Source organism: Symbiobacterium turbinis, from assembly GCF_055383075.1.
This window is the reverse complement of the sequence record NZ_AP042433.1, coordinates 2459409-2486408: the sequence shown is the minus strand read 5'-3', so window position 1 is coordinate 2486408 and position 27000 is coordinate 2459409. Positions and strand designations below refer to the sequence as shown.

General features: G+C 68.5%; 24 protein-coding genes and 1 riboswitch. Of the genes, 20 read left to right on the top strand and 4 right to left on the bottom strand.

The window, feature by feature from the left end; all coding sequences use genetic code 11:
* Positions 1-6: 6 nt before the first annotated feature.
* From ACZ45O_RS11845 to murC, 12 genes are all read left to right on the top strand, one after another.
* Entirely contained in the window at positions 7-579 is a 573-nt protein-coding gene (locus ACZ45O_RS11845) for a DUF1444 family protein (protein WP_464853198.1), read from the top strand.
* Positions 566-871 (top strand): hypothetical protein, encoded by a 306-nt coding sequence (locus ACZ45O_RS11840; RefSeq protein WP_464853197.1) that lies wholly within the window; start codon positions 566-568, stop codon positions 869-871. The genes ACZ45O_RS11845 and ACZ45O_RS11840 overlap by 14 nt, the downstream gene beginning before the upstream one ends.
* A 1-nt stretch (position 872) precedes the next feature.
* On the top strand, positions 873-3191 hold the full coding sequence (locus ACZ45O_RS11835) for a Tex family protein (protein ID WP_464853196.1): 2319 nt from the start codon (positions 873-875) through the stop codon (positions 3189-3191).
* Positions 3192-4570: 1379 nt separating this feature from the next.
* Positions 4571-5344 carry an enoyl-ACP reductase FabI gene (locus ACZ45O_RS11830; RefSeq protein WP_464857735.1) on the top strand — a complete coding sequence of 258 codons (774 nt, stop codon included), beginning with the start codon at positions 4571-4573 and terminating at the stop codon, positions 5342-5344.
* Positions 5345-5459: 115 nt separating this feature from the next.
* Positions 5460-5933: a tRNA (adenosine(37)-N6)-threonylcarbamoyltransferase complex ATPase subunit type 1 TsaE gene (gene tsaE / locus ACZ45O_RS11825; RefSeq protein WP_464853195.1), complete on the top strand. Its 474-nt coding sequence runs from the start codon at positions 5460-5462 to the stop codon at positions 5931-5933.
* Positions 5914-6690 carry a tRNA (adenosine(37)-N6)-threonylcarbamoyltransferase complex dimerization subunit type 1 TsaB gene (gene tsaB / locus ACZ45O_RS11820; RefSeq protein ID WP_464853194.1) on the top strand — a complete coding sequence of 259 codons (777 nt, stop codon included), beginning with the start codon at positions 5914-5916 and terminating at the stop codon, positions 6688-6690. The genes tsaE and tsaB overlap by 20 nt, the downstream gene beginning before the upstream one ends.
* Entirely contained in the window at positions 6687-7130 is a 444-nt protein-coding gene (gene rimI / locus ACZ45O_RS11815; RefSeq protein WP_464853192.1) for a ribosomal protein S18-alanine N-acetyltransferase, read from the top strand. The genes tsaB and rimI overlap by 4 nt, the downstream gene beginning before the upstream one ends.
* 2 nt (positions 7131-7132) lie before the next feature.
* Positions 7133-7612, top strand: coding sequence for a ribonuclease HI (rnhA, locus tag ACZ45O_RS11810; RefSeq protein ID WP_464853190.1), 480 nt, complete (start codon positions 7133-7135; stop codon positions 7610-7612).
* Complete coding sequence (gene tsaD / locus ACZ45O_RS11805; RefSeq protein ID WP_464853189.1) at positions 7609-8634, top strand: tRNA (adenosine(37)-N6)-threonylcarbamoyltransferase complex transferase subunit TsaD; 1026 nt, start codon at positions 7609-7611, stop codon at positions 8632-8634. The genes rnhA and tsaD overlap by 4 nt, the downstream gene beginning before the upstream one ends.
* A 7-nt stretch (positions 8635-8641) precedes the next feature.
* A complete protein-coding gene (locus ACZ45O_RS11800; protein ID WP_464853187.1) occupies positions 8642-9130 on the top strand; it encodes an acyltransferase in 489 nt (162 codons plus the stop codon).
* Between the two features lie 53 nt (positions 9131-9183).
* Positions 9184-10083, top strand: a complete 900-nt coding sequence (locus tag ACZ45O_RS11795; RefSeq protein ID WP_464857733.1) for a phosphatase PAP2 family protein — start codon at positions 9184-9186, stop codon at positions 10081-10083.
* A 30-nt stretch (positions 10084-10113) separates the two neighbouring features.
* Positions 10114-11562: a UDP-N-acetylmuramate--L-alanine ligase gene (gene murC / locus ACZ45O_RS11790; protein ID WP_464853186.1), complete on the top strand. Its 1449-nt coding sequence runs from the start codon at positions 10114-10116 to the stop codon at positions 11560-11562.
* On the opposite strand, the gene ACZ45O_RS11785 is transcribed toward murC, so the two are convergent.
* Positions 11507-12127, bottom strand: a complete 621-nt coding sequence (locus tag ACZ45O_RS11785; protein ID WP_464853184.1) for a uracil-DNA glycosylase — start codon at positions 12125-12127, stop codon at positions 11507-11509. The two genes, murC and ACZ45O_RS11785, sit on opposite strands and share 56 nt — an antisense overlap.
* Before the next feature lie 153 nt (positions 12128-12280).
* Here ACZ45O_RS11785 and guaB point away from each other — a divergent pair, with 153 nt between their 5' ends.
* The 5 genes from guaB to ACZ45O_RS11760 all read left to right on the top strand — a co-directional run bounded on the left by guaB (position 12281) and on the right by ACZ45O_RS11760 (position 18837).
* The gene (guaB, locus tag ACZ45O_RS11780) at positions 12281-13741 is read left to right on the top strand and encodes an IMP dehydrogenase (RefSeq protein ID WP_464853182.1); all 1461 of its coding nucleotides are present in this window, start codon (positions 12281-12283) and stop codon (positions 13739-13741) included.
* A 199-nt stretch (positions 13742-13940) separates the two neighbouring features.
* Positions 13941-15212: a UDP-N-acetylglucosamine 1-carboxyvinyltransferase gene (gene murA / locus ACZ45O_RS11775; RefSeq protein ID WP_464853180.1), complete on the top strand. Its 1272-nt coding sequence runs from the start codon at positions 13941-13943 to the stop codon at positions 15210-15212.
* A gap of 175 nt (positions 15213-15387) precedes the next feature.
* Positions 15388-16620: an FtsW/RodA/SpoVE family cell cycle protein gene (locus tag ACZ45O_RS11770; RefSeq protein WP_464853179.1), complete on the top strand. Its 1233-nt coding sequence runs from the start codon at positions 15388-15390 to the stop codon at positions 16618-16620.
* Positions 16621-16736: 116 nt separating this feature from the next.
* Positions 16737-17924, top strand: a complete 1188-nt coding sequence (locus ACZ45O_RS11765) for an acetyl-CoA C-acetyltransferase (protein ID WP_464853177.1) — start codon at positions 16737-16739, stop codon at positions 17922-17924.
* Positions 17925-17958: 34 nt separating this feature from the next.
* A complete protein-coding gene (locus tag ACZ45O_RS11760) occupies positions 17959-18837 on the top strand; it encodes a 3-hydroxybutyryl-CoA dehydrogenase (RefSeq protein ID WP_464853176.1) in 879 nt (292 codons plus the stop codon).
* A 105-nt stretch (positions 18838-18942) separates the two neighbouring features.
* On the opposite strand, the gene ACZ45O_RS11755 is transcribed toward ACZ45O_RS11760, so the two are convergent.
* Positions 18943-19536, bottom strand: a complete 594-nt coding sequence (locus ACZ45O_RS11755; protein ID WP_464853175.1) for a TetR/AcrR family transcriptional regulator — start codon at positions 19534-19536, stop codon at positions 18943-18945.
* A gap of 93 nt (positions 19537-19629) precedes the next feature.
* Between ACZ45O_RS11755 and ACZ45O_RS11750 the strand changes: the two genes are divergently transcribed.
* Entirely contained in the window at positions 19630-20184 is a 555-nt protein-coding gene (locus ACZ45O_RS11750) for a hypothetical protein (RefSeq protein ID WP_464853173.1), read from the top strand.
* A 151-nt stretch (positions 20185-20335) separates the two neighbouring features.
* Here the strand turns inward: ACZ45O_RS11750 and ACZ45O_RS11745 are convergent, their stop codons facing one another.
* Entirely contained in the window at positions 20336-21415 is a 1080-nt protein-coding gene (locus ACZ45O_RS11745) for a PDDEXK family nuclease (protein ID WP_464853172.1), read from the bottom strand.
* Positions 21416-22364: 949 nt separating this feature from the next.
* Complete coding sequence (locus ACZ45O_RS11740; protein WP_464853171.1) at positions 22365-23420, bottom strand: YkvI family membrane protein; 1056 nt, start codon at positions 23418-23420, stop codon at positions 22365-22367.
* A gap of 215 nt (positions 23421-23635) precedes the next feature.
* Positions 23636-23765: riboswitch (molybdenum cofactor riboswitch) on the top strand.
* 78 nt (positions 23766-23843) lie between these two features.
* Between ACZ45O_RS11740 and ACZ45O_RS11735 the strand changes: the two genes are divergently transcribed.
* Both ACZ45O_RS11735 and ACZ45O_RS11730 read left to right on the top strand, forming a co-directional pair.
* On the top strand, positions 23844-25076 hold the full coding sequence (locus ACZ45O_RS11735) for a molybdopterin molybdotransferase MoeA (protein ID WP_464853170.1): 1233 nt from the start codon (positions 23844-23846) through the stop codon (positions 25074-25076).
* A complete protein-coding gene (locus tag ACZ45O_RS11730) occupies positions 25073-26998 on the top strand; it encodes a molybdopterin biosynthesis protein (RefSeq protein WP_464853169.1) in 1926 nt (641 codons plus the stop codon). Before ACZ45O_RS11735 ends, ACZ45O_RS11730 begins: the two co-directional genes overlap by 4 nt.
* Positions 26999-27000: the final 2 nt, after the last annotated feature.

Sequence of the window (27000 nt, the reverse complement as noted above, 5' to 3'; positions counted from 1 at the left end):
TGTACGATGAAGCTGATGGAGCAGGAGTTTGCCGACGTGCGCAGTCGGCTCTACCCGCTCATGATGGATCCGGTGCAGATTCAGGCGAAGGGCCAGGGGCAGATGGTGAGCGGCCAGATCGCCGACGGGCTGTTTGTCATCTACGGCATCGAGGAGCCGGGCGACAAGATCCGGTATGTCACCTACCAGGACCTGCGCGACTGGGGCGTGAGCCACACCACCGTGCACGTCACCGCGGTGCAGAACCTGAAGCGGCTGACCGAGGGGAAGCGGGTGACGAAGCTCGACGCCCCGGAGGGCGGCAGGCCCATGTTCATCTGGGCCCTGCAGGACGGCTATGATGCGGCCCGGATCCTGCTGCCCGAGTGGCTGCACGACTTCGCGGAGGCGGTGCCGGGCAATCTGGTGCTCGGCGTGCCTCACCGCAACTGGCTGGTGGCGGTGGGCGACGCCGACGAGGAACTGCTGAAGGTGGTGGCGCGCCGGGTGGCGCTGGAGCACCGGGAGGCGGGCTTTCCGGTGAGCCCGTACCTGTACACCTTCGACGGCGAGAGGATCGTGCGCTATGTCCGCAGCTAGCGCCGGCCAGGCCGGCTTCCTTCGGCGGCTGGCGGAGGCCATCCGCCACCACGGCGGCCCCGCCTACGACGACGGGCGGGCCGCGGCGCTCGCCCAGTCGGTCTGGGGCGAGCTGGAATCCAGCGGACCCGACGACTTCCCGCACATGGTGCAGGACGGCGACCTACGCTTCGTCTGGCAGTGGGACGAAGAGCCGCCGATCATGACCGTGATGCTCTGGGACGGAGAGATGTGGCGCGATATGGAGCGGCTCGCGCTGCCCGGGGGGCCGCCCGCGCAGGAAGGTGAATGAGATGAGCCACGATGTGATTCAGGCCAGGCTGGCCCGGGAACTGGGGCTGTCGGCAGGTCAGGTGGAGCGCTGCATCGCGCTCCTGGATGAAGGGAACACCGTGCCCTTCATCGCCCGGTACCGGAAAGAGGCCACGGGCGAGATGGATGAGACGCAGATCCGCACCCTGCAGGAGCGGCTGGCCTACCTGCGCAACCTCGAGGCCGAAAAGGAGAAGGTGCTGCGGGTCATCGCCGAGCAGGGCAAGCTGACGCCGGAGCTGGAGCAGGCCATCCGCCAGGCGGAGAAGCTGCAGGAGGTGGAGGACCTCTACCGGCCCTACAGGCCCAAGCGGCGCACCCGGGCCATGATCGCCCGGGAGCGGGGGCTGGAGCCGCTCGCACAGCAGATGCTCGCGCAGGCGGAGACCGCCGGCTCGCCCGAGGAGATTGCAGCCGCCTACGTGAATGCGGAACTGCAGGTCGAGACGGCGGCGGATGCCCTGGCTGGCGCCCGGGACATCGTGGCGGAAATCGTCTCGGATGACGCGGCGGTGCGGAAGATGGTCCGCGAGCTGACGGCCGCCCGCGGCGTGATCCGGTCGACGGAGAACGAGAAGGGCGATCCCGAGAAGGCCCGGGAGTTCGAGATGTACTTCGACTTCCAGGAGCCCGTGCGCACCCTGCCGCCGCACCGCATCCTGGCCCTTAACCGGGGCCGCCGGCTCGAGTGCTTGAAGGTGACCTTGGAGGCGCCGGCGGAGGAGATCGTCGCGCGCATCGAGCGGCAGTACATCACCGGCCGCTCCATCTGGGCAGACCACCTGCGGGAGGCGATCGCCGACGCCTACAAGCGCCTGATCGCGCCTTCTATTGAAACGGAGATCCACAATGAGCTGACCGAGAAGGCGGAGGAGCACGCCATCCGCCTCTTCGCCGTGAACCTGCGCAACCTGCTGCTCCAGCCCCCGATCAAGGGGATGACGGTGATGGGCATCGACCCCGGCTACCGCACCGGGTGTAAGCTGGCGGTGGTCGATGAGACCGGCCGGGTGCTGGAGACCGACGTGATCTACGTGACCCTGGGCGAGCGGCAGCGGCAGCAGGGCGAGGAGGTCCTGGTGCGGCTGGTCGACAAGCACAAGGTGGACCTCATCGCCATCGGCAACGGTACGGCCTCCCGGGAGACCGAGCAGGTGGTGGCGGGCATCATCCCCCGCTGCAGCCACCCCACAGCGTACATGATCGTCAACGAGGCCGGCGCCTCGGTTTACTCTGCGTCGAAGGTCGCCCAGGAGGAGTTCCCCGACTTCGACGTGACGCAGCGCTCGGCGGTCTCCATCGCCCGGCGCGCCCAGGACCCGCTGGCCGAACTGGTCAAGATCGACCCCAAGTCCATCGGCGTCGGCCTCTACCAGCACGACGTCAACCAGAAGCGGCTGGCCGAGCAGCTGGGGGCCGTGGTGGAATCGGTGGTCAACGCCGTCGGCGTCGACCTGAACACGGCCTCGCCGTCGCTGCTGCAGTACGTGGCCGGCATCAAGGCCTCCGTCGCCCGGGCGATCGTGGAGTACCGTGAGAAGAACGGCAAGTTCCGGAGCCGGCAGGAGCTGCTGAAGGTCTCGGGCCTGGGCCCCAAGGCCTTCGAGCAGTGCGCGGGCTTTCTCCGGGTAACCGACGGCGTGGAGCCGCTTGACAACACGGCGGTGCACCCCGAGTCGTATGCCGTGGCCGAGGCGATCCTGAAAGCCGTGGGCGCCACCCGGGAGCAGCTCATCGGCCACGGGTCGGCGGGGCTCAGGGATGCGCTGAAGAAGCTCTCGCCCGAGCAGGTGGCGGCGGAGCTGGGGGCCGGCGTGCCCACGGTGCGGGACATCATCGAGGCCCTGGGGAAGCCGGGGCGCGACCCCCGCGACGAGCTGCCGAAGCCCATCTTCCACACCGAGGTGCTGAAGCTGGAGGACCTGAAGGTGGGCATGGAGCTGATGGGCACCGTGCGCAACGTGGTGGACTTCGGCGCCTTCGTCGACATCGGCGTGCACGAGGACGGGCTGGTCCACGTCTCCCAGCTCTCTCACAAGTACGTCAAGCACCCTTCCGACGTTGTAGCAGTCGGCGACGTCGTCCGGGTGAGGGTCATTGAGGTGGACCTGAAGCGGCAGCGCATCGGCCTTACCATGAAGCTGGGGGACCCGCCCGCGGAGGAGAAGCCCCGGGGCGCCCGGCGCAGCCGCGGCCAGGGCCGCGGCCGGCCCGGCGACCTGCAGGGGAAGCTGCAGGAGCGGGCGACCAGCCTGGAGGAGCAGCTGAAGCTGCTGCAGGAGAAGTTCAAGCGGCTGTGAGATCATGGGGGCGGGTGATCCCGCCCCTGCTTGTGTGTCTCCTTCAGATCCTGGCGGCGGGCCGCCGCGCAGCCCTGCACCCGGCTTCTTCTTCGGGCTCCTTGGTGCTCCGCAGCCTAAGTGGGCTGCTACGCCGCCGGGCGGCGGGCGTGGGCGCCGCCCAACTGCGGTCGATTTCCACTTTGCTCGGAGGCAAAGTCGCAATCCGCCGCACTTCGTGTCCCCCAGCCGGCTGCTTTAGGCTTCGACTACCGGACAGCGGGCCTAGGCGCAGCCGAGCAGCGGGCGTGGGCGCACCTGACCTGCGGCAGATTTCCACTTTGCTCGGAGGCGAAGTCGCAATCGGCCGCACTTCGTGTCCCCCAGCCGGCTGCTTTAGGCTTCGACTACCGGACAGCGGGCCTAGGCGCAGCCGAGCAGCGGGCGTGGGCGCACCTGACCTGCGGCAGATTTCCACTTTGCTCGGAGGCGAAGTCGCAATCGGCCGCACTTCATGCCCCGCAGCCGCTACTCCAGGGTTCAACCACCGGGCAGTGGGCTGCTACGCCGCCGGGCAGCGGGCGTGGGCGCCGCCCAACTGCGGCCGATTTCCACTTTGCTCGGAGGGGAAGTTGCAATCCGGCGCACTTGAGGCCCCGCAGCCGACTGCTTCAGGCTTCAACCGCCGGACAGCGGGCCGGGGCGCCACTGAGCTGCGGCAGATTTCCACTTTGCTCGGAGGCGAAGTCGCAATCTGTCGTACTTGAGGCCCCCCAGCCGGCTGTCTTAGGGTTCGACTACCGGACAGCGGGCGTGGGCGCCGCCCAACTGCGGCCGATTTCCACTTCCCTCGGAGGCGAAGTCGCAATCCACCGCACCTCAGGCCCCGCAGCCGGCTGTTATAGGCTTCAACCGCCGGGTAGCGGGCTACTACGCCACCGGGCAGCGGGCTACTACGCCACCGGGCAGCGGGCTACTACGCCACCGGGCAGTGGGCCTGGGCGCGTCTGACCTGCGGCCGTGTTCCACTTTGCTCGGAGACGGAGTCGCAATCCGCCGCACTTCAGGCCGCGCAGCCTGTTGCTTCATGCTTCAACCACCGGATAGCGGGCCGGGGCGCCGCCGGGCAGCGGGCGTGGGCGCAGCCCAACTGCGGCCATTTTCCACTTCACTCACAGACGAAGTCGCAATCCGCCGCACTTCAGGCCAGCAGCTGCGATGCGCCGAACAACGCCCGGCCCACCAGCCATGCAGGTCCCCACCAACCGCCGTCGAACCGTCAGGTTCCGTGTCGCGCCCAATCCCCACGCATAGGGGATGGTAAACTTCCGTCTGATAGGCTATTATTAGTACCAGGTATTAACCCGGCGGGTAAGGGGGAGACGTGTGCCGTGGGACTGATGACGGGGAAGAAGTGCCTGGTGATGGGCGTGGCCAACAAGCGCTCCATCGCCTGGGGGATTGCCCGGGCCCTGCACCGGGAGGGAGCGGAGCTGGCGTTTACCTACGTGAACGACCGGCTGAAGGAGAACCTGGTGGAACTGGTCCAGACCCTTGAGGGGCACGAGCGGATGCCGATCCTGCCCTGCGACGTCATGCAGGAGGGGCAGATGGAGGCGGTGTTCGCGGAGCTGGCCCAGCGCTGGGGGAAGCTGGATGTGCTGGTGCACTCCATCGCCTTCGCCCGGACCGAGGATCTGCAGCGCGACTTCGTGGAGACCACCCGGGAGGGCTGGCGCATCGCCCAGGAGGTCTCCGCCTGGTCGCTGATCGCCGCCGCCCGCGGGGCCAAGCCCCTCATGGAGGCCGCCGGGGGCGGGTCGATCATGACACTCACCTACCTGGCCGCCGAGCGGGTGGTGGACCGGTACAACATCATGGCGCCGGCCAAGGCGGCCCTGGAGTGCAACGTGCGGTACCTGGCCCACGAGCTGGGCTCCAGCAACATCCGGGTCAACGCGATCTCGGCCGGGCCCCTGAAGACCCTGGCCGCCAGCGCCGTGAAGGGGCTCAGCACCATCCGGGACATCGTGGAGGAGCGGGCGCCGCTTCGGCGCAACGTGACCGTGGAAGAGGTGGGCGACGTCGGCCTGTTCCTGGCCTCGCCGCTGTCCCGGTGCATCACCGGCGAGACAATCTACGCCGACAACGGCTTTCACATCATGGGCGTGTGACCGGCCGGCGGCCGGCCACAGGCCCCGGGCGCCAGGTGTGCCCGGGGCTTTTTCCTTGACCTGATGGAAAGAGACGCCCAGAATAGGTCTTGATCGGTCTTGGGAGGATGAACGCATGGTTCGCATGATCAGCAGGAGCCCCGCCGAAACGCACGCGCTGGGCCGGTGGCTGGGCGAGCGGCTGCAGCCCGGCGACTTCGTCGCGCTGGTGGGCGACCTGGGCACCGGCAAGACCGCCCTCTCCACCGGGATCCTGGCCGGCCTCGGGGTCACCCGCACCGGCGGGAGCCCCACCTTCACCCTGCTGTGGGAGTACGAGGGGCGCATCCCGGTGTTCCACTGGGACGTCTACCGGCTGGAGGACCCCGGGGAGCTGGAGGACCTGGGCTTCGAGGAGTACTTCTTCAGCGACCATGGCGTGAACCTCGTCGAGTGGGCCGACCGGGTGCGGCCGCTCTGGCCCGACGAGGTCCTGGAGATCGCTCTGAGTTATGGGAGCGGCGAGCAGGAGCGGGTGCTGGCGCTGACCGGCACCGGACGCTACCGGCCGCTCCTGGAGGAGTTGGCGCATGCGGGTTTTGGCCTTTGACACCGCCACCTCCGCCTGCACCGTCGCGGTGATGGCGGAGGGGCGGGTGCGTTCCGAACTGACCTTGCAGGTGCCCCGGGCGCATTCTACCCGGCTGATGCCGCTGATCGCCCAGGCCCTCGAGGAAGCCGGGGTGGACAGACGGGAGATCGATGCGATCGCCGTCGGGGTGGGACCGGGCTCCTTCACCGGCCTGCGGATCGGCCTGGCCACGGCCAAGGGGCTGGCGTTCGCTCTGGAGAAGCCTGTGGTTCCGGTCTCCACGCTGGCGGCCACCGCCTACGGCACCGGCGCGCAGATCGGGCTGGTGGTGCCGCTGCTGGACGCCAAGCGGGACCGGGTCTTCGCCGGGATCTACGCCGCCGGGGACCGGGACCCCGCCACCTGGGTCGAGGTGCTGGGCCCCGTGAACGTGCACATCGACGAGCTGGTCGAACGGGTGCGCGAGCTCAGGACCGGGCTGCAGCACACCTGGCAGTTCGTCACCCTGTGCGGCGACGCGGCCGAACAGCACGCACCCCGGTTCGGCCTGAGCGGCGGCGCAGAGGCGCACGCGTCCCGGTCCGGCCTGGGTGACGTGGTGCGGCTGGCCCCTGCCGGGAGCCTGCTGCCCCGGGCCGCCAGCGTGGCGGCGCTCGGGCTGAGCCTGCTGGAGCGGGGGGGCGCGGTGAGCCCGGACGCCCTGACGCCCCTCTATCTGCGGAAAAGCGAGGCGGAGACCCTATGGGAGTCCCGGAGATCACGATCCACCCCATGACCCCGGCAGACCTCGACCAGGTGATGGAGGTGGAGCGGCTTTCCTACCTCACCCCCTGGTCGCGCGAGGCCTTCGCGTCGGAGCTGCTGCAGCGCTACACCGTCTACCTGGTGGCGCGCGCGGACGACCGGGTGGTGGGCTACGCCGGCATGCACGTGATGTGGGAGCTTGCGCACGTCACCAACATTGCCGTACACCCGCAGTGCCGGGGCCGGGGCATCGGCGAGCGGCTCATGCGGGAGCTGATCCGCATCGCCAGGCGGCGCGGCGCCGTGCGGATGACCCTCGAGGTGCGCGTCGGCAACGCGCCGGCCCAGGCGCTGTACCGGAAGCTGGGCTTCGTCACGGAGCCCGGGGCGGTGCGCAAGGGCTACTACACGGACACCGGCGAGGACGCCATCATCATGTGGAAGGATCCGCTGGTCGAGGAGGCGATCTGACCGTGCGGGAAGTGATCATCTACACCGACGGCGCCTGTTCCGGCAACCCGGGCCCGGGGGGCTGGGGCGCGGTGCTGATCGCCGGGCCGCACCGCAAAGAGCTGTCGGGTTTCCACCCCCACACCACCAACAACCGCATGGAAATCCAGGCGGCGATCGAGGCCCTGCGGGCCCTGAAGTACCCGTGCAAGGTCACGCTCTACTCCGACAGCGCCTACCTGGTCAACGCCTTCCGGCAGAACTGGCTGGAGAACTGGCAGCGGAACGGCTGGGTGAACAGCAAGAAGCAGCCGGTGGAGAACCAGGACCTCTGGCAGGAGTTGCTGGAGGCGGCCCGACCCCACCGGGTGGAGTGGATGAAGGTGAAGGGGCACGCCGACAATGTGGAGAACAACCGCTGTGACGAGCTGGCGCGCGCGGCCATCGAGGCCGGCACACAGCCATCGAAGCCGGCAGGCAGGGCCGAGGGCCCTGGGAGGTGAAATGGGTGTCGGAGGGGCTTATTCTGGGCGTTGAGTCGTCATGCGACGAGACGGCCGCGGCGGTGGTCGCGGGCGGGCGCCGGGTGCTGTCGAACACGATCGCGAGCCAGGTGGACCTCTTTGAGAAGTACGGAGGCGTCGTTCCGGAGATTGCCTCGCGCAGGCATCTGGAGCTGATCCTGCCCGTCATCCGTGAGGCGCTGCAGACCGCCGGCGTCACGCTCCAGCAGATCGACGCCATCGCCGTCACCTACGGCCCCGGCCTGGTGGGCACGCTGCTCGTGGGGCTGTCGGCGGCCAAGGCGCTGGCCTTCGGGCTGGACAAGCCCCTGATCGGCGTCAACCACCTGCAGGGGCACATCTACGCGAACTTTCTGGCGGAGCCCGAGCCCGAGTTTCCGCTGGTCTGCCTGGTGGTCTCGGGCGGCCACACCGACCTCATTTACATGGCCGGCCATGGCCGGATGGAGCTGCTGGGCCGGACTCTCGACGATGCGGCCGGCGAGGCCTTCGACAAGGTGGCCCGCTCCGTGGGGCTGGGCTACCCCGGCGGCCCGCAGGTGGAGCGGCTGGCCCGGTCCGGCGATCCGGAGGCGGTGCCGCTGCCCCGGGCCCAGACGGAGGGGCCGTACGACTTCTCCTTCTCCGGGCTGAAGACGGCGGTGCTGCAGTACGTCCAGCGGACGGGCCCCCTGAACGACCAGCAGCGGGCCGACCTGGCCGCGTCGTTCCAGCGGGCGGTGACATCAGTCCTGGTGGAGCGGACGGTGAAGGCGGCGCAGGAGAAGGGCGTGCGGCAGGTCATCCTGGCCGGCGGCGTGGCCGCCAACGGCGCGCTGCGGCAGGAGATGCGCGCGGCCCTGGAGCCCCACGGCATCGCCCTGGGCTATCCGCCGCCTGTGCTCTGCACCGACAACGCCGCCATGATCGCCGCCGCCGGGTACCACCTGTGGCGCGCCGGAGTGCGCCACGATCTTGACCTGAACGCCGTGCCCGGCCTGGGGCTCGGACTCGGGGGGTGATGCCGCCGTGCAGCGCCGGCTGACCCGCCTGCCCGACTACGGACCGCACAATCCGCTCCAGTACTGGTACCGGCATGTGAACCCCCTGCGGGTGGTCTGGAACTTCGTCTGCATCTACCTCGCCAAGTACACCCCTTCGCTCGCGCTGAAGTGCTGGCTCTACCGGCTCACGGGGGCGAAGATCGGCCGCAACGTTTCCATCGGCCTGGCCGTGGTGTTTGATATCTTCTACCCGCACCTCATCCGCATCGACGACAACAGCGTCATCGGCTACAACTCGGTGATCCTCTGCCACGATTTCCGCGTGAAGGAGGCCTACACCGGCCCGGTGCACATCGGGCGCGACGTGCTGGTGGGGGCCAACTCCACCATCCTGCCCGGGGTGCACATCGGCGACGGCGCGACCGTCTCCGCCATGAGCCTGGTGAACCGGGATATCCCCCCGGGGGCGATGGCGGGCGGCGTCCCCGCCAGGGTACTGCGCGCGGCGGAGTAATCGCGGCTTTCGCGATCCCATAGAATGACAGGACAGGTGAAAGGGTGGGTGACATGTCGGGCGTGGAGATCCTGCAGGCGATTCAGACCATCCAGTCCCCGCTGTTGGATCGGATCTTCGGGTTCATCACCAACCTGCACCACGAAACAGTCTACATCCTGATCCTTCCACTCATTTACTGGCTCTATGATAAACGTTTCGGTCGTTACATGTTCTCGGTGTTCGTCATCGGATTCTGGTCGAATGGCGTGTTGAAGGAAGTCTTCCGCACACCTCGCCCCGACCCGAGCCAGGTGCGGGTGATCCTGGCCGAGACGGGAGGCGGCTACGCCTTTCCCAGCGGCCACTCGCAGACGCCCCTGGTCTTCTGGGGGGCCATTGCCCACCACCTGCAGCGGCGCTGGTTCACCTGGTTCGTCGTGGTCCTCGTCTTCCTGATCGGATTCTCACGGCTCTACATCGGCGTCCACTGGCCGCTTGACGTCATCGGCGGCTGGGCGATCGGCCTGGTCGTCCTCTATCTCCTGGTGCGCAGCCGGGCGTTCTGGACCGGCGAGCGGCAGGGGCTCGCCCTCCGGGTCCTCCTTTCCTTCCTGCTGCCCGGCGCGGCGCTCGGCATCCTGGCGCTGTTCGGTCCCGTAGACGCGATCGCCTGGGTCATCGTCGGCGCGTACGGCGGCCTGCTCCTGGGTTCGGCCGTGGAGGAGGAGTGGGTGCGGTTCGACCCGCGCGCCGGCACGCCGATTCAGCACCTCCTGAAGATCGCCGTCGGGCTGGTCCTGGTGCTGGCGGTGAAGGAGGGCATGAAGCTGGTGCTGCCCGACAGCGGCGTCGGCGACATGGTGCGGTACTGGCTGGTGGCGCTCACCGCGACGCTCGCGGCGCCGTGGGTCTTCAAACGGTTCATCGCCCGCCCACCTGCGGTGCAGGCGGAGAAGGCGCATCACCTGTAGAAAACGTCGTCCCACGAGGGGGAAGCCTGGGTGCTAGAGGCCCGGAAGGTGCATTTCATCGGAGTCGGCGGCTACGGCATGAGCGCGCTGGCCATGGTGCTGAAGCAACGCGGAACGCAGGTTTCAGGCTCCGACGTGGCCGCCTCTGACCGCACGCGGTGGCTGGCGGAGGCGGGGGTGGAGATCCACATCGGCGCCCACGACGCCGCCTACATTGAGGGGGCGGACGTCGTCGTCTACTCGACACAGGTTCCCGAAGACAATCCCGAATTGGCGGCCGCCCGGGCCCGGGGACTCCGGGTGCTGCACCGCTCGGAGCTGCTGGCCCAGTTCGTCAACGGGCAGTCCATCGCGGTGGCGGGGACGCACGGCAAGACCACCACCTCGTCGATGGTGGCCTTCCTGCTGGAGAAGGGCGGCCTCGACCCCACCATCCTGCTGGGCGGCGAGATGGAGGCCATCGGCGGCACCGGCAAGGCCGGCCGCGGGCCCTGGGTCGTGGCTGAGGCCGACGAATCGGACCGCTCCTTCCTGCGCTACCACCCGCGGGTGGCGGTGGTGACCAACGTGGAGCCGGAGCACCTGGAGTTCTGGGAAGGGTCGTTCGAGCGCATCAAGGAGGGCTTCCGCCAGTTTCTGCGCCAGGTGCAGCCCGGCGGCCTCGCAGCGCTCTGCGCCGATGACCCGACGCTCCTCAGCATGGGGCGGGAGCTCAGGGCGCAGCCCGGGGCGGCGCAGGTGGTCTTCTACGGAACCGGCCCGGAGGCCGACTGGCGCGCGCAGAACATCCGCCCGTGGGAGAAGGGCGTCGCCTACGACTGCTACCGGGACGGCCAGCCCCTGGGCGAGGTGCGGCTGCCGGTCCCGGGGCGGCACAACGCCCTGAACTCACTGGGCGCGCTGGTGGCCGGGACGTACGCCGGCCTCTCCTTCGCCCAGATGCGGGAGAGCCTGCTCGGCTTCGGCAACGCCAGGCGCCGCTACGAGGTGTGGGCGGACGTGGACGGCATTCGGGTGGTGGACGACTACGCCCACCACCCCACCGAGATCCGCGCCACGCTGGCCGCTGCCCGGGAGCACGGCGGGGGCCGGGTGGTGGCGGTCTTCCAGCCCCAGCGGTACTCCCGCACCCACTGGCTGATGGACCAGTTTGCCACGGCCTTTCAGGACGCCGACGTCCTGGTGCTCACCCGCATCTACAGCCCGCCGGGCGAGCGGCCGATCCCCGGCGTCTCGGCCGAGGCCCTGGCCGCCCGCATCGAGGCCAACACCGGGCGCCCGGTGACGGTGCTCTCCGACCACCGGGAGATCCTGCGGTTCCTGCAGGAGGAGGTCCGCCCCGGCGATACGGTGCTCACCATGGGCGCCGGCGACATCTGGAAGGTTGCCCGCGAGCTGGCGACGGCCCTGAAGGCGCGGGTGCCTACGCGTACGGCGAGTAGTGATTCGGGTCCACCAGCTCCCGGTAGCGGGCGATGACCTGTTTCATGTCGTTCCACACGTCCCGCTTCTTCGAGGGATCCCTGAGGAGGGCGGCCGGGTGGTAAGTGGGCATGAAGTGGATGCCCTCCCGCTCGATCCACTGCCCGCGCATGCGGGTGATGCGCCCCTGCGGGTCGATCAGCCCCTGCAGCGCCGTGGCGCCCAGGAGAACGATGATCTTGGGCTGCACCAGCCGGATCTGCGCCCGCAGGTTGGGCCAGCAGGCCTGGCGCTCGGCGGGATCCGGCGCCCGGTTGCCCGGCGGCCGGCACTTCACCACGTTGGCGATGTAGCAGTTCCGCTTCCGGTCGAAGCCGGAGACTTCGAGGATGCGGTCGAGGAGCTGGCCGGCCCTGCCGACGAAGGGACGGCCGAGCCGGTCCTCGTCGAAGCCCGGCCCCTCGCCGATGCACATCAGGGCAGAGGGCCACACGCCCTCGCCGAAGACGACCTGCGTGCAGCCCGCCCTGAGGCCGCAGCGGTTGCAGCTGCGCACGGTTTCGGCCAGGGCCTCCATGGTGGGGATGCGGTCCAGTTCCGTGGGTTCGCCTGTGTAGATCATCTCCGTCCACCTTCGCTGCGGTTGTTTGCCCCTATGCTTCGGTGACGGAGCGGCCAATACCTCCAACCTCCTCCGATCGGCGGTTGCCGCGGGTTATGCGCTATGGTATAATGCTTCAAATTCCGAGCAAGAGGCTCAGTCGGAGGTCAGATCATGAACGCCAAGTTCGGGCCGGAGGCTTTGACTTTCGATGACGTGCTGCTGGTTCCGGGGCGCTCCGAGGTGCTCCCGCGCGACGTCGACGTCTCAACCCGGCTTACTCGCAAGATACGGCTCAACATCCCCCTGTTGTCGGCAGCGATGGACACGGTGACGGAAGCTCGCATGGCGATTGCGATGGCCCGGGAGGGCGGCATCGGCATCGTACACAAGTCGATGTCCATCGAGCAGCAGGCCGAGGAGGTCGACAAGGTCAAGCGCTCCGAACACGGCATCATTGTCGACCCGGTCTTCGTCCACCCGGACGACATGATCGACGTGGCCCTGCAGCTCATGGCCCGCTACCGCATCTCCGGCACGCCGGTTGTGGAGCGGGGCACGCACAAGCTGGTGGGCATCCTCACCAACCGCGACCTGCGCTTCGAGGACAACTGGGACCAGCCCGTCGCCAACGTGATGACCAGGGAGAACCTGATCACCGCGCCGGTGGGCACCACCCTGGAGCAGGCCAAGGAGATCCTGCGGCACGCCAAGGTGGAGAAGCTGCCGCTGGTGGACGACCACGGGGTGCTGAAGGGGCTCATCACCATCAAGGACATCGAGAAGGCCAAGAAGTACCCCAACTCCGCGAAGGACGAGCGCGGCCGGCTGCTCTGCGGCGCGGCCATTGGCGTGTCCGACGACCTGCTGGAGCGGGCCGGCGCCCTGGTGGACGCGGGCGTGGACGTGCTGGTGCTCGACTCGGCACACGGCCACTCGGCGGGCATCATGGAAGCGCTGCGGAAGGTGAAGGCGAACTTCCCGGGCGTTGAGGTAATCGCGGGCAATGTGGCCACCTATGAGGGCACCCGCGATCTGATCGAGGCGGGGGCCGACGCCGTCAAGGTCGGCATCGGGCCGGGGTCCATCTGCACCACCCGGGTGGTGGCCGGCATCGGCGTTCCGCAGGTGACGGCCATCTACGAGTCGGCCAGAGCCGCCGATGAGCTGGGCGTGCCCATCATCGCCGACGGCGGCATCAAGTACTCGGGCGACATCACCAAGGCCATCGCAGCCGGCGCCTCGGCGGTGATGATCGGCTCGCTGTTCGCCGGCACCGACGAGTCCCCCGGCGAGATGGAGATCTACCAGGGCCGCTCCTTCAAGGTCTACCGCGGGATGGGCTCCCTCGGCGCCATGAAGCACGGCTCCGGCGACCGGTACTTCCAGCAGGGTGCGCCCAAGCTGGTGCCGGAAGGCATCGAGGGCCGGGTGCCCTACCGGGGGCCGCTGGCGGAGATGGTGTTCCAGCTGGTGGGCGGCCTGCGGGCCGGCATGGGCTACTGCGGCACGCCGACCATCGAGGACCTGCGGAAGAACGGCAAGTTCCGCCGCATCACCGCCGCGGGGCTGCGGGAGAGCCACCCGCACGACGTGATGATCACCAAGGAGGCGCCCAACTACAGCGTCTCATAGTTTCATAAAGAAAGACCGCAAGGAAGTCACAAAGGAAAGCCGAGGCCCGGGCAGCGCCGCCCGGGCCCTTTCGTTGGCATTTTCGCCGCCTTTATGGACGAGGGTTCGGCTTTCTGTTAAAGTGACTACGTATGACCGGCTGAGTGCTCAATCAGCGCATACTAGATTGCAACGCGCGAAGTATGAGGGGAGACCGATATTGGCAGCGAAGTTCGTCGTCCGCGGCGGCAACCGGCTCTCCGGCACCGTCACCATCGGCGGTGCCAAGAACAGCGCCCTGCCCATCGTGACAGCTGCCGCACTGGCAGCCGAGGGCGAATCCATCCTTGAGAACGTACCTGATAACTCTGACATACAACATCTCTGTAAGATACTGGAAGCGCTGGGGTGCCGCGTGGAGCGGGTCGCCGAGACCACCCTGCGCATCCAGGCTCAGCACCTGGAGAACCACGTGGCGCCATACCACCTGGCCCGCCGGCTCAGGGGCTCCACCTACGTGATGGGGCTCCTGCTCGCGCGCCTGGGCAGGGGCGAGGTCGCCTGCCCCGGAGGGTGCGAGATCGGGGCCCGCCCGGTGGACTTTCACCTGAAAGGCTTCAGGGCGCTCGGGGCCGACGTGGTGGTGGAGCACGGCGCGATGGTGAGCCAGAAGGTGAACCTGCGCGGGGGCCGCTTTTACGTGGACCGGGCCAGCGTGGGCACGACGGTGAACATGATCATCACCGCCGCGCTGACGCCGGGCGTCACGGTGCTGGAGAATGCGGCCTGCGAGCCCGAGATCGTGGACCTGGCCAATTTCATCAACGCCATGGGCGGCCGGGTGCGGGGCGCCGGCACCAACACGGTGCGCATCGAGGGGGTCGACCGGCTCTGCGGGGCGCGTCACGAGATCATCCCCGACCGCATCGAGGCCGGCACGTACATGCTGATGACCGCCGCCGCCGGCGGCGAGGTCGTGCTGGAGAACGTGATTCCCGAGCACCTGGGCACGGTCATCGCCAAGCTGGTGGAGGCCGGACAGGAGGTGGAGGAGCACGGCGACACCATCCGCGTGAAGGCGCGCCCCATTCGGGCGGTGGATGTGGAGACGCAGGTCTACCCGGGCTTCCCCACCGACCTGCAGTCGCCCTGGGTCGCGCTGATGGGCCTGGCCGACGGCATCTCGGTGGTGCAAGAGACGATCTTCGAGAACCGGTTCGGCTTTACCAACGAGCTGATCCGCATGGGCGCCAAGATCAAGGTGGACCGGAACACCGGCATCATCCGCGGCGTTCCGCGGTACACCGGCGCGCCGGTGGAGGCCCGGGACATCCGGGGCGGCGCCGCGCTGGTCACCGCGGCCCTGGCGGCCGAGGGAGTCACCGAGGTCTCAGGGGTGCGCTACATCGACCGGGGCTACACGCGCATGGAGGAGAAGCTGTCCGCGCTGGGGGCCGACATCCGGCGCGTGGACAATGGCTGTGAGAAGTGAGAGTGGCGGTAGGCTGTGGGGTGTGGGCGGTGAGCTGTGGGTTGTGAGCGGTGAGAGTGGCAGTGGGCGGTGGGCCGTGAGCGAAAGGGTGCCGATGTTGGGCGGTGAGCTGGGCGAACGCGGCAGGGAATGGCGGCTCCCCGCCTAATTTGTGTAAGGAAGAGGGGGGAGGCTGGTGGCACGAACGGTTCCCTCTGCCCGGCGCCCGCCTGCGCCTGCTGAGCGGCCGCCTGCCCCGGGTCTGCCCGACGGCCTGCTGATCGTCGCCCTGATCGGTCTCGTCAGCCTGGGCATGGTGATGATCTACAGCGCCACCGTTCACGAGGGCACTCCCGCCGAGGTGGTGCGGGAGCTGTCCGTGCAGTTCGGCGTGGGCCTGGCGGGCCTGCTTGCCGGCATGGTGATACCCCTTTCGTGGTGGCGCAGGCTGACGCCGTTGATCCTGCTTGCGGCCGCCGCGGCGCTGCTCTCGCTGCTGATACCGGGCAACCCCCTGGCCATCAGCCGGCTGGGGGCTACCCGCTGGCTCGACGTGGGGCCAGCCAGCATACAGCCGTCTGAGTTCGCCAAGCTGGCGTTCATCCTGTTCGCCGCCAGCTTTCTGGAACGCAACGGAAGGCGCCTGCGCCTTGACCACTGGGCCGTCTACCTGGGCGTGGTAGGCGGCTTGGCGTACCTCATCTACAAAGAGCCCGACCTGGGCACGGCCGCCGTCATCGGCGGCATTGCGATCTGCATGCTCTGGCTGGCGCGCGCCCACTGGTTCGGGGTCGGCCTGCTGGGCTTCGGGGCAGTCAGCGCCGGATTCTACCTCGCCACGCGCAAGGAGCACCAGATGGAGCGGCTGCTCTCCTGGCGCAACCCCTGGGCCTACCAGGACACCATCGGCCACCAGGTCATCCAGTCGTGGACGGCGATGGCACGTGGCGGGCTGTGGGGCGTGGGCCTGGGCGAGTCGCTGCAGAAGCTGGGCAACCGGCTGCCCGAGGCGGAGACCGACTTCATCTTCGCCGTCATCGTGGAAGAGCTGGGCCTGGCCGGCGGCATCTTCGTCATCCTGCTCTTCCTGCTCTTCACGTGGCGCGGATTCTCCATCGCCCTGCGGGCCCGCGACCGCTACAGCATGCTCCTGGCCGGGGGTGTGACCACCTGGGTGGCCGGCCAGGCGGTGCTTAACCTGGGCGTGGTCACCGGCACCCTGCCCAACACCGGCATCCCGCTGCCCTTCCTCTCCTCGGGGGGCTCCTCGCTGCTGGCGCTGATGATCGGCGCCGGCCTGCTGCTCTCCGTCAGCCGGCTGCCGGCGGCGGAGCCGCGGGCGCAGACGCCGCCCGGACCCCCGAAGGAAACGCCTGGACACCGGAAGTATACGCCCGGCCCCCGGAAGCGAGTGCCGCGGCGCGTCTGAGCCCCTGCATGTGCAGGGGCTTTTTTCTGTTTGCGCATCCGTTCTGGGTCCTCATCTGCTATAATGATGGCCGTAAGAAGAATTACACCATTGCAAATCGAGAGGGAGGAGCGCGGATGGGCCGGGAAGCCGTCATCGTAAGCGCCGCTCGCACGCCGTTCGGCGCGTTTCAGGGGGCCTTGCGGGAACTGTCGGCGACCGACCTGGGCGCCGTGGCCATACGTGAGGCCGTGCGCCGGGCGGAGCTGCTGGAGCAGCCGGAAGAGGTGGACCAGGTGTTGATGGGCCAGGTGGTGCAGGCCGGCGCGGGGCAGATTCCCTCTCGGCAGGCCGCGCACAAGGCCGGGCTGCCGTTCGGGGTCGTGTCGGCGACGGTGAACAAGGTCTGCGCATCGAGCCTCTGGGCGGTAAACCTGGCCGACACGTTGATCCGGGCCGGCGACGCCCAGGTCGTGGTGGCGGGCGGCATGGAGTCGATGAGCAACGCGCCGTACATGCTGCCCGAGGTGCGCCGGGGCTACCGGATGGGCCACGGCCGGCTGATCGACGGCGTCATCCACGACGGCCTGTGGTGCGCCTTCGGCGACGTGCACATGGGCACGTACGGCGGGCGCGGCGCGCGCGAGTACGGCATTTCCCGCGAGGAGCAGGATGCGTGGGCCTACCGCAGCCACATGCGGGCGGCGTCCGCCTGGGACCGGGGCTTCTTCGCGGAGGAGGTCGTGCAGGTGGTGATCCCGCAGAAGAAGGGCGAGACGGTGGTGCTGGAGGACGAGCCCATCCGGCGGGACACCTCGCTGGAGAAGCTGGCGGCCCTGCGGCCGGCTTTCGAGCCCGACGGTCCCATTACCGCCGGCAACGCCCCCGGCCTCTCCGACGGCGCCTCGGCGCTGGTGGTCATGTCGCGGGAGAAGGCCGAGGCCCTGGGGCTGGAGGTCCTGGCCACCATCGTGGCGCAGGGGCAGTACTCGGATGAGCCCCACACCCTGCACACTGTGCCGGCCCGTGCCGGGCAGATGGCGCTGAAGCGGGCCGGCCTCACCGCGAAGGACCTGCACCTGGTGGAGATCAACGAGGCGTTCGCCGCGGTGACCCTGGTCTCGACCCGGCTGCTGGAGGTCGACCCCGAGATCGTCAACGTCAACGGCGGTGCCATCGCCCTGGGGCATCCCATCGGGGCCAGCGGCGGCCGCATCCTGATGCACCTGGTCTACGAGCTGCGCCGGCGGGGCGGCGGCTACGGCCTGGCGGCCATCTGCTCCGGCGGCGGCCAGGGCGAGGCGACCCTGATTCGGGTGGACTAGAGGAGTCTGACGAGCTTGCCAGGAGGGAATGCCGATGATCCAGCGGGTCATGGTGGTGGGCGCAGGCCAGATGGGCTCGGGCATCGCCCAGGTGGCGGCGCAGGCGGGGCTGCAGGTCTGGCTGCGGGACATCGAGCAGCGCTTCGTCGACCGGGGCCTCGGGGTGATCGAGAAGAACCTGGCGCGCGACGTGGCGAAGGGCCGGCGCACCGAGGACGAGAAGGCGGCCATTCTGGGCCGCATCACCGGCACCACGGAGCTGAGGCCCGCCGCCGAATGCGACCTGGTGATCGAGGCGATCGTGGAGAATCTGGACGCCAAGCTGGCGCTCTTCAAGGAGCTGGACGAGATCTGCCCGGAGGCCACCCTCTTCGCCTCCAACACCTCCAGCCTGCCCATCACACAGCTGGCAGCGGTGACCCGCCGGCCGGACCGTTTCATCGGCATGCACTTCATGAACCCGGTGCCGGTCATGAAGCTGGTGGAGGTCATCCGGGGCATCGCGACGTCGGATGAGACGTTCGCGACGATCCGTGACCTGGCCGTGGCCATGGGCAAGACGCCGGTGGAGGTCAACGACTTCCCGGGTTTCGTCTCCAACCGGGTCCTGCTGCCCATGCTGAACGAGGCCATGTTCTGCGTTTACGAGGGCATCGCCGGGGTCGAAGAGGTCGACACGGTGATGAAGCTGGGCATGAACCACCCGATGGGCCCCCTCACCCTGGCGGACTTCATCGGGCTGGACACCTGCCTGTCCATTCTGAACGTGCTCTACGAGGGCTTCAAGGATCCCAAGTACCGGCCCTGCCCGCTCCTGGTGCAGATGGTGCAGGCGGGCTACCTGGGCCGCAAGAGCGGGCGCGGGTTCTACATCTACGATCAGAACGGGAACGCCACGCCGATGAAGCGGTAACATGAATACGACGGGGCCGCCCCTGCCGCGACGAGCGCGGCGGGGGCGGCCGTCTTTGTTGTGGGTTTCAACCTGGGAGGCCGTTCCGTCGTAGCGCGATGCGCTCTACTGGGCGTGGCGGCACAGCCGCTCCACGGAGGTGCGCACGACCCGCTCCACCGTCTCCGGCCCGAGGCGCTCAGACTCCAGGAGCGCGTGGACGGCCAGGCCGTCGATGAGGGCGTAGAGCCGCTCGGCCTCCAGCTGCAGGTCCAGCCCCTCCTGCAGCAGCCCTTCGTGGTGGAGGTAGGCAACGACCTGCGAGATGAAGAAATGGAGCCGGTTCTCGGGGACTCCTTCCAGATCCGGGCGGTGGCGGACGTGCTCCATGAAGGAGAACCAGACGTCCATCTCCGCCCGGCGTTCCTCATCCAGGGGAATGACCTCCAGCAGCAGCCGGACCGCCTTTTCGACCGGCGGGAGGCTCTCCCGGACGAGCCCCATGATGCGCTGTTCCACCCGCTCGTTCACGAGACGCATGGCGTAGACCAGCAGGTCATCCTGGCGTTTGAAGTAGTGCCGCAGGGCGCCGGCCGACATGCCCGCCTCCGCGGCGACTCTGCGCACTGTCGCCCCTTCCATGCCGTCTCGCAGGATGACCCGCCACATCGCCTCCGCAATGTGCTTCCGCTGCTCCTCATGATCGACAATCTTTGGCATGGCCGTATTATAGCACAAGTGTATTGCAAAAACCACCGGGCCGTGGTAGACTCCCGTTTGGCAATACACTTGTGCGAAAAAGGAGGCAAGCCGTTGAGTCCCATTGCCTATCTCATCATCGGTGTTGAGATTGGTTTCTGGCTCTTTGTGGTCGCGGGCCTGGCCGCTCGCTACCTGCTGAATCGTCCGCGCCTGGGCCTGGCGCTGCTGGCCATGACCCCCGTCCTGGACCTCGTCCTGCTGGTGGTCACCACGCGAGATGTGCTGGTGAGCGGCGCGACGGCGACCCTTGCGCACGGCGTCGCCGCGGTCTACCTCGCCGTATCGGTTACGTTCGGCAAGCGCCTCATCCGCTGGGCCGATGAGCGGTTCCGGTACTACGTCCTGAAGCGGGGCCCCCGTCCCCGTCAGCTGTACGGCCGCGAGCACGCCCGTTACAACTTCGGCGGCAGCATGCTCTACCTGCTGGCGTATCTCCTCGGCGGCGGCTACCTGGCGCTGCTCATCTACCTGGTAGGCGACTTTGACCGCACCCAGGCGTTGGTGCGGGTTCTGGGGATCTGGACGCTGTCCGTGATCATCGATCTGCTGATTTCCGTCTCGTACTTCATCTGGCCCAGGCGGCCCGAGTCGCAGGCTGCAGACTGAGGAGTACGAGTCGGGGCGGTCGGCGGGGCGACAGGTGTAGGAGGCGCTTGACGGGAGCGCCGCGAGGGGGAGGCCGTCGGCGGACGGAGATAGGAGTCGGAGGACGGCGCCGCCTGGGGTGCCGCCCGGTTTTGCGATCCTCTGACTGGCATCACCATACTGCGCCATGTTCACGATTCACGGCCTCCCGGTACCGGCGCGCCTGCTTGTACAGCCACCGAACCAGATGCCACTCCTCATCGGGAATCTCTCGAACGGGGGTTTTTTCGGCGAGCTTCCGCCAGATCCGACTGGGCCACAGGTCCGCCACCGTCACCACGAGCAGGTCGATGTCCTTCTCCTGGCAGAGTCCCAGCTTCATCAGATCACGGGCCCGCTGTGACCGGAACTGCTCCTCTTCCGAGAACCACTCGGTCGGTGTGTAGTGCTGGGGCCCGTTGAACTCGAGCCCCAGCCGATAATCGGGCAGGTAGATGTCGATCTCCAACTCTGCGTCGGTCAGCGGGTTGGTGAGTGCGGGCAACCTGGCATTCACGAGGATCTTGGCATCGGGCAGGGCCATCCGGACCATGAGATACAGGATGCACTGGCCCCGTGAGAGGCCGCTCCTGAGTCCCTCGGCCAGTTGCTGTTCCCACTGTCTGATTTCGGCCTGGCGCCGGGCCTCGACGGGATTGACGGCCCTGAGGATGACCGGGCGGCTTGCAGTTCCCTCCATGATTAACCAGTCCGCATCCAGCAGCCTTCGTATGGACTCGCGAACGGCATCCGGGCCGTACCCGGTAAGCGCCTGCAGCTCCCGATATGTGACAGGCCTGTCCAGCGTGCGAAGCACAGCCCAGACCCATTTCGCAGGACGCGGCAGTGGCTGCAGCAGGATGTCAGATGGCAGCCGCAGGCCGTCGTCGGTTCTTACCTGGCACCAGACCGTCCGCAGCCCCAGCCTGCGGTACGCAATCCAGCCGTTTTGCTGAAGTTGGCGGAACGAGTTGTGCAATGTGTGGTGGGAGAGGCCAGTCAGCTTGTGAAGCTTGCCCAGAGTAAACGTTGATTCCGGCTGAAAGGCACGCAGGAAACACCAGAGGGTCTTGGCCGTCTCGGTAATCGCCCTGTCTTTCCAGAGCGCATCAGGCACGCTGAATTCGACCGGTTTCATACTGCTCACCAGGTAGAGAATTCTAGGAAAGAATGGGAATTCCTTCCTAACCGGCGTTGGGATTGCGATGTTCACGAGGCACGACCACGCCGGGCTGGGGAGTTGAGGGTCGGCTTGTGGCGCTTGGGGAGCGCACGCAGGCCGCGGAGTGCGGCGGATTTCGACTTGGCCCGGGAGCGAAGTGGAAATCGGCCGTAGTTGAGCGGCGCAGGGGTCAGCTGCGGGGTGGTTGAGGTGCGAAGGAGTGGGGTGCCGGGCGTGAAGTGCGGCGGATTTCGACTTGGCCCGGGAGCGAAGTGGAAATCGGCCGTAGTTGAGCGGCGCAGGGGTCAGCTGCGGGGTGGTTGAGGTGCGAAGGAGTGGGGTGCCGTGCGTGAAGTGCGGCGGATTTCGACTTGGCCCGGGAGCGAAGTGGAAATCGGCCGGAGTTCAGCGGCGCCGGGGTCAGCTGCGGGGTGGCGGAGGTGCGAAGGAATGGGGTGCCGGGCGTGAAGTGCGGCGGATTTCGACTTGGCCCGGGAGCGAAGTGGAAATCGGCCGTAGTTGAGCGGCGCCGGGGTCAGCTGCGGGGTGGCGGAGGTGCGAAGGAATGGGGTGTCGGGCGTGAAGTGCGGCGGATTTCGACTTGGCCCGGGAGCGAAGTGGAAATCGGCCGTAGTTGAGCGGCGCCGGGGTCAGCTGCGGGGTGGTTGAGGTGCGAAGGAGTGGGGTGCCGTGCGTGAAGTGCGGCGGATTTCGACTTGGCCCGGGAGCGAAGTGGAAATCGGCCGTAGTTGAGCGGCGCCGGGGTCAGCTGCGGGGTGGCGGAGGTGCGAAGGAATGGGGTGCCGGGCGTGAAGTGCGGCGGATTTCGACTCGGCCCGGGTGGCGAAGTGGAAATCGGCCGGAGTTCAGCGGCGCGCGGGGCCCGATGCGGGGTGGTTGAGGGGCTCAGGGGGCCCGCTGCGGGGTGGTGGAGGTGCGCAGAGGCCCGCTGCCGGGTCGTGCGAAGTCGTCGGGCGGAGCGCGAGAACTGCCCCGGGTATTACCCCCGCGGCGTACCCCGGATCGGCTCCCGCACCAGCCCGGCCAGCACCACCAGGGCCACGAGGCCGAACAGCGGATAGAACAGGGCCAGCAGCTGGCTGAACCCGAAGCTGCTGCCCACCAGCGCGAGGCAGATGCTGGCGACGACGGCCTCCCGGTACCGCCAGACCTGGCCCAGCCGTCCGGCGAAGCCGTACGCGCAGGCCACGGCCGTTGTGTAGATCTCGGCCCAGAGGACCAGCGCGTAGAACCACTGCACGAAGCGGCCGTGGAAGCGGGTCAGGTAGAGCATGGGGATCTCCACGGCGGCCTCGGGCAGGTGCGCGCTGATCGCCAGCGTCATCCCCGCCGCCATGAGGCCGAGCGCAAGCCCGCCCAGGAGGCCGCCCCACATGAGCGTGGCGCGATCGTTCACCTCCGCCCCCAGCGGGCCCAGCACCGAAAGCGAGAGCACCAGGTTGTAGCTGACGTAAAGCAGGGCTGACATCCACCAGGAGCGCACAGGGGCCAGGGCCGAATCCGGGGCCAGGGAGCTCAGGGCCGCGCCGAAGCCGTGGTGCTGCAGCGAGGCGCCGACGAGCCCCAGGACGGCGATGGTGAGCAGCGGCACCACGACGGTGTTGGCGGCCATGACCCCGCGCATGCCGGCGAGGATGGTCGCGCCGGCCACCACCGCGGTGAACAGGGTGCCCAGCGAGAACGGCGCCGCGAACTGCTGGGCGAAGATGGCGCCGCCCCCGGCGACCATCACGGTGAGGGTGATGCCGAGGAAGAGGGTGATGGCGCCGTCCATGACGCGGCCGAGGGGCACGCCCAGGACGTGATGGAGGATTTCCCGGTGGGTCTCGGCCCGCAGCCTCGTGCCCAGGTTCATCGCGATGATGCCGAGCGCGCAGAAGAGCACCGTGGAAAGAACAATGCCGGCCAGCCCCGCCGGGCCGTACGCGGCGAAGAAGCGCAGGGTCTCCTGGCCCGACGCAAAACCCGCGCCCACGACCGTGCCGATATACGTGGTGGCCACGCGGAAGATCTGTGCGCCGCGCCCAGTCGCCATCTGGACCACTCCTCTCTCCGCCGCTCTCCGCCGGGCCTCCGCCGCCGTTCCACCCCCGCGGGGTTCGCAGACAGCACCGCCCGCGGCCCGGTAACACGAGGTCCCGCCGCGTGCAGAAAACTCAGGTTTGTCCTCGGTCAACCAAGCATATGTCGAAATGGGACGGAGTTTGCTTGCTCTGTCCCTGTGGTAGGCCGTATAATGGATCCAGCAACTGCATGACGGCGTCCCGAGTCTTGCGACCTGCACCTGAATGGTCGCCTGACCGGTCCCGGCGCTGCCGGGCAAGGGTTGTCGGGGAAACCCGGCGGCCTCCCGTTGGAAAGGGGCGGAACTGCGGGCTGTGCCCGCGTCGTTCTGCTATCTTCCTTCGGGAAGATAGCTTTTTCGCTCTAGGCAGATATCGGCGAAGCGGGTGAGTATATGGATTTTTTTGCGCTGAAGTCTGTGGAGGAGGCCCGAGCTGAGTTCCTGGAAGCGGTCACACGCCGCATGGCCGCAGAGCGAGTGGCCCGGGAGGCGGCCCTGGGGCGCATCACCGCCGCACCGGTGCTCTCGCCTGAGGATCTGCCGCCCTTTCCCCGCAGCACGGTGGACGGGTACGCCGTTGCATCGGCCGACACTTTCGGCGCGTCCGAGGGGCTGCCGGCCTACCTCACCGTCACCGCCGAGATTCCCATGGGCCAGGTCCCGTCGGTGCCGCTGAATCCCGGCGAGGCGCAGAAGATCTCCACCGGCGGCGCCCTGCCCGAGAGGGCCGATGCCGTCATCATGGTCGAGCACACCGAGCAGTCGGCGCCGGATGAGATCGCGGCGCTCCGCCCCGTCTCGCCCGGCGAGAACGTAATGCAGCGGGGCGAGGACTGCCTCGCCGGCGAGCCGCTGCTGCCGGCGGGACGGCTGATCCGGGCGCAGGAGGCGGCCCTGCTTGCGCACGCCGGCGTGCGGGAGGTGGAGGTGGTGCGGCGGCCGCGGGTCGCCATCATCTCCACGGGCGACGAGCTCGTGCCGCCGGAAGCGTCCCCGGCGCCGGGCCAGATCCGCGAGTCCAACGGCCAGGCCCTCCAAGCCCTGGTGCTGCGGGACGGCGGCGAGCCTACATATCTGGGCATTGCCGGCGACGATGAGCGGCAGATCCTCTCGCTGCTGCAGCAGGGCATGACCTACGATTTGATCTTGATCTCCGGCGGGTCCAGCGTCGGCACCCGGGACCTCACGTCCGAGCTCATCGAACGGCTGGGCAGCCCCGGCGTGCTGGTGCACGGCGTGAAGCTGAAGCCCGGAAAGCCCACCATCCTGGCGGTGGCCGACGGCGTGCCGGTTGTCGGACTGCCCGGCCACCCCGTGTCGGCCCAGGTGGTCTACGGCCTGTTCGTCGCCCCGCTGCTCCGGCAGATGCAGGGGCTCACGCCCGAGCCGGAGTTCCGACCGACGGTGCGGGCGAGGCTTACCAAGAACATCGCGTCGACCGCCGGGCGCACCGACGTCGTGCGGGTGCGGCTCTTCCGGCAGGACGGCGAAGTCCGGGCAGAGCCGGTGCACGGCAAGTCCGGTCTGATCTCGACCCTGGTGCGGGCCGACGGCATCGTGATCATCCCTTCAGCCCGAGAGGGGCTGCTGGCGGGCGACATGGTGGAAGTGGAGGTCCTGGCATGAGCACGCGCAAGATCTACCTGGAATCGCTGCCCCGCGATGAGGCGCTGAACCGGCTGCTCCAGGCGCTCGACCAGGCCGGATGGAGGCCGCAGCGGGAGGTCATCCCCACCGACGAGGCCCTGGGCCGCATCACCTTCGAACCTGTGCGGGCCCGCATCTCGGCCCCCCACTACAACGCCTCGGCCGTCGACGGCGTGGCCGTGAAGGCCAGCGACACCTTCGGCGCCACGGAGACCTCGCCGCGGGTGCTGACCATCGGCGAGCAGGCCTTCTGGGTCGACACCGGCGACCCGCTGCCGCCCGGGTGCGACGCGGTGATCATGGTGGAGCACGTGAACCTGCTGGACGACGGCCACCACAGCGGCGCCCGCTGCGAGATCCTGGCGCCGGTGGCCCCGTGGCAGGACGTGCGCCAGATCGGCGAGGATGTGGTGGCCACGGAGATCCTGCTGCCCGAGGGGCACGTCATCCGCCCGCAGGACCTCGGGGCCCTGCTGGCGGCGGGCATCCTGGAGGTGCCCGTTGTGCGGAAGCCCGTGGTCACGTTCATTCCGACGGGCTCGGAGATCGTGGAGCCCACCCCTGATCCGGCTCTGGGCGAGATCATCGAGTTCAACTCCCGGGTCATCCTCTCCATGGTGCGGGAGTGGGGCGGCCGGCCGCGGCGGAGCCCGATCGTGCGCGACGACTACGACCTGATCCGCCGGGCGGTGCAGGAGGCCGTCGCCCAGTCCGACATCGTCATCGTCAACGCCGGTTCCTCCGCCGGCAGCGAGGACTATACCGTTCACGTGCTGAAGGAGCTGGGGCAGGTGCTCGCCCACGGCGTCGCCATCCGGCCAGGCAAGCCCGTCATGCTGGGCCTCATTGACGGCAAGCCTTTCGTCGGACTGCCCGGGTACCCGGTCTCCACCTGGCTGACGGCGGACCTCTTCGTCAAGCCGCTGGTCTACCGGGCCCTGGGCCAGCCCGTGCCCCAGCGTGAGACCGTGCAGGCGTCGCTCGCCCGCCGGATCACCTCGCCCATGGGGGTGGAGGAGTACGTGCGGGTGAAGCTGGGCCGGGTGGGCGACCGGCTGGTAGCCACGCCGATCAGCCGCGGGGCCGCGGTGATCACCTCGCTGGTGCGGGCCGACGGGCTGCTGACGGTCCCCGCCGACCGCGAGGGCATCGGCGAGGGCACCGAGGTGACGGTGGAGCTGCTGCGGCCGTTCAGCGACATCCAGGAGACGGTGGTGACCATTGGCTCCCACGACACCTCGCTGGATCTGATGGGCTCTTATCTGCGGCGCAAGGGCGGATACTACCTCTCCAGCGCCCATGTCGGCTCCCAGGGCGGACTGCTGGCCCTCAGGCGCGGCGAGGCGCACATGGCCGGCGTCCACCTGCTGGATGAGGCGACTGGCGACTACAATACCTCATACGTACACAAGTATCTGGGCAAGTCGGCGCTCCTGGTGCTGCTGGCCCGGCGGGAGCAGGGCTTCATCGTGCCCAAGGGCAACCCGAAGGGGATCACGTCGTTCCGCGACCTGGCCCGGCCCGATGTGCGCTTCGTCAACCGGCAGCGCGGGGCCGGCACCCGGCTCCTGCTGGACTACCACCTGAAGCAGGAGGGCATCTCGCCGGCGCAGGTGCAGGGCTACCGCTGGGAGCTGTTCACGCACCTGAATGTGGCCGCCGCCGTGAAGGCGGGCGACGCCGACGCGGGGCTGGGCATCCGCTCCGCCGCGCAGGCGCTGGATCTGGACTTCGTACCCGTGGCCTGGGAGGAGTACGAGCTCTGCATTCCGGCCGAACTGGAGGAGCACCCGGGCGTTCAGGCGGTGCTGAGCCTGCTGCGCGATCCCGAGTTCCTCGCGGCCGTGGAGTCGCTGGGCGGGTACGACTGCTCCGACTCGGGCCGGATCCGTCGGGTCTGACC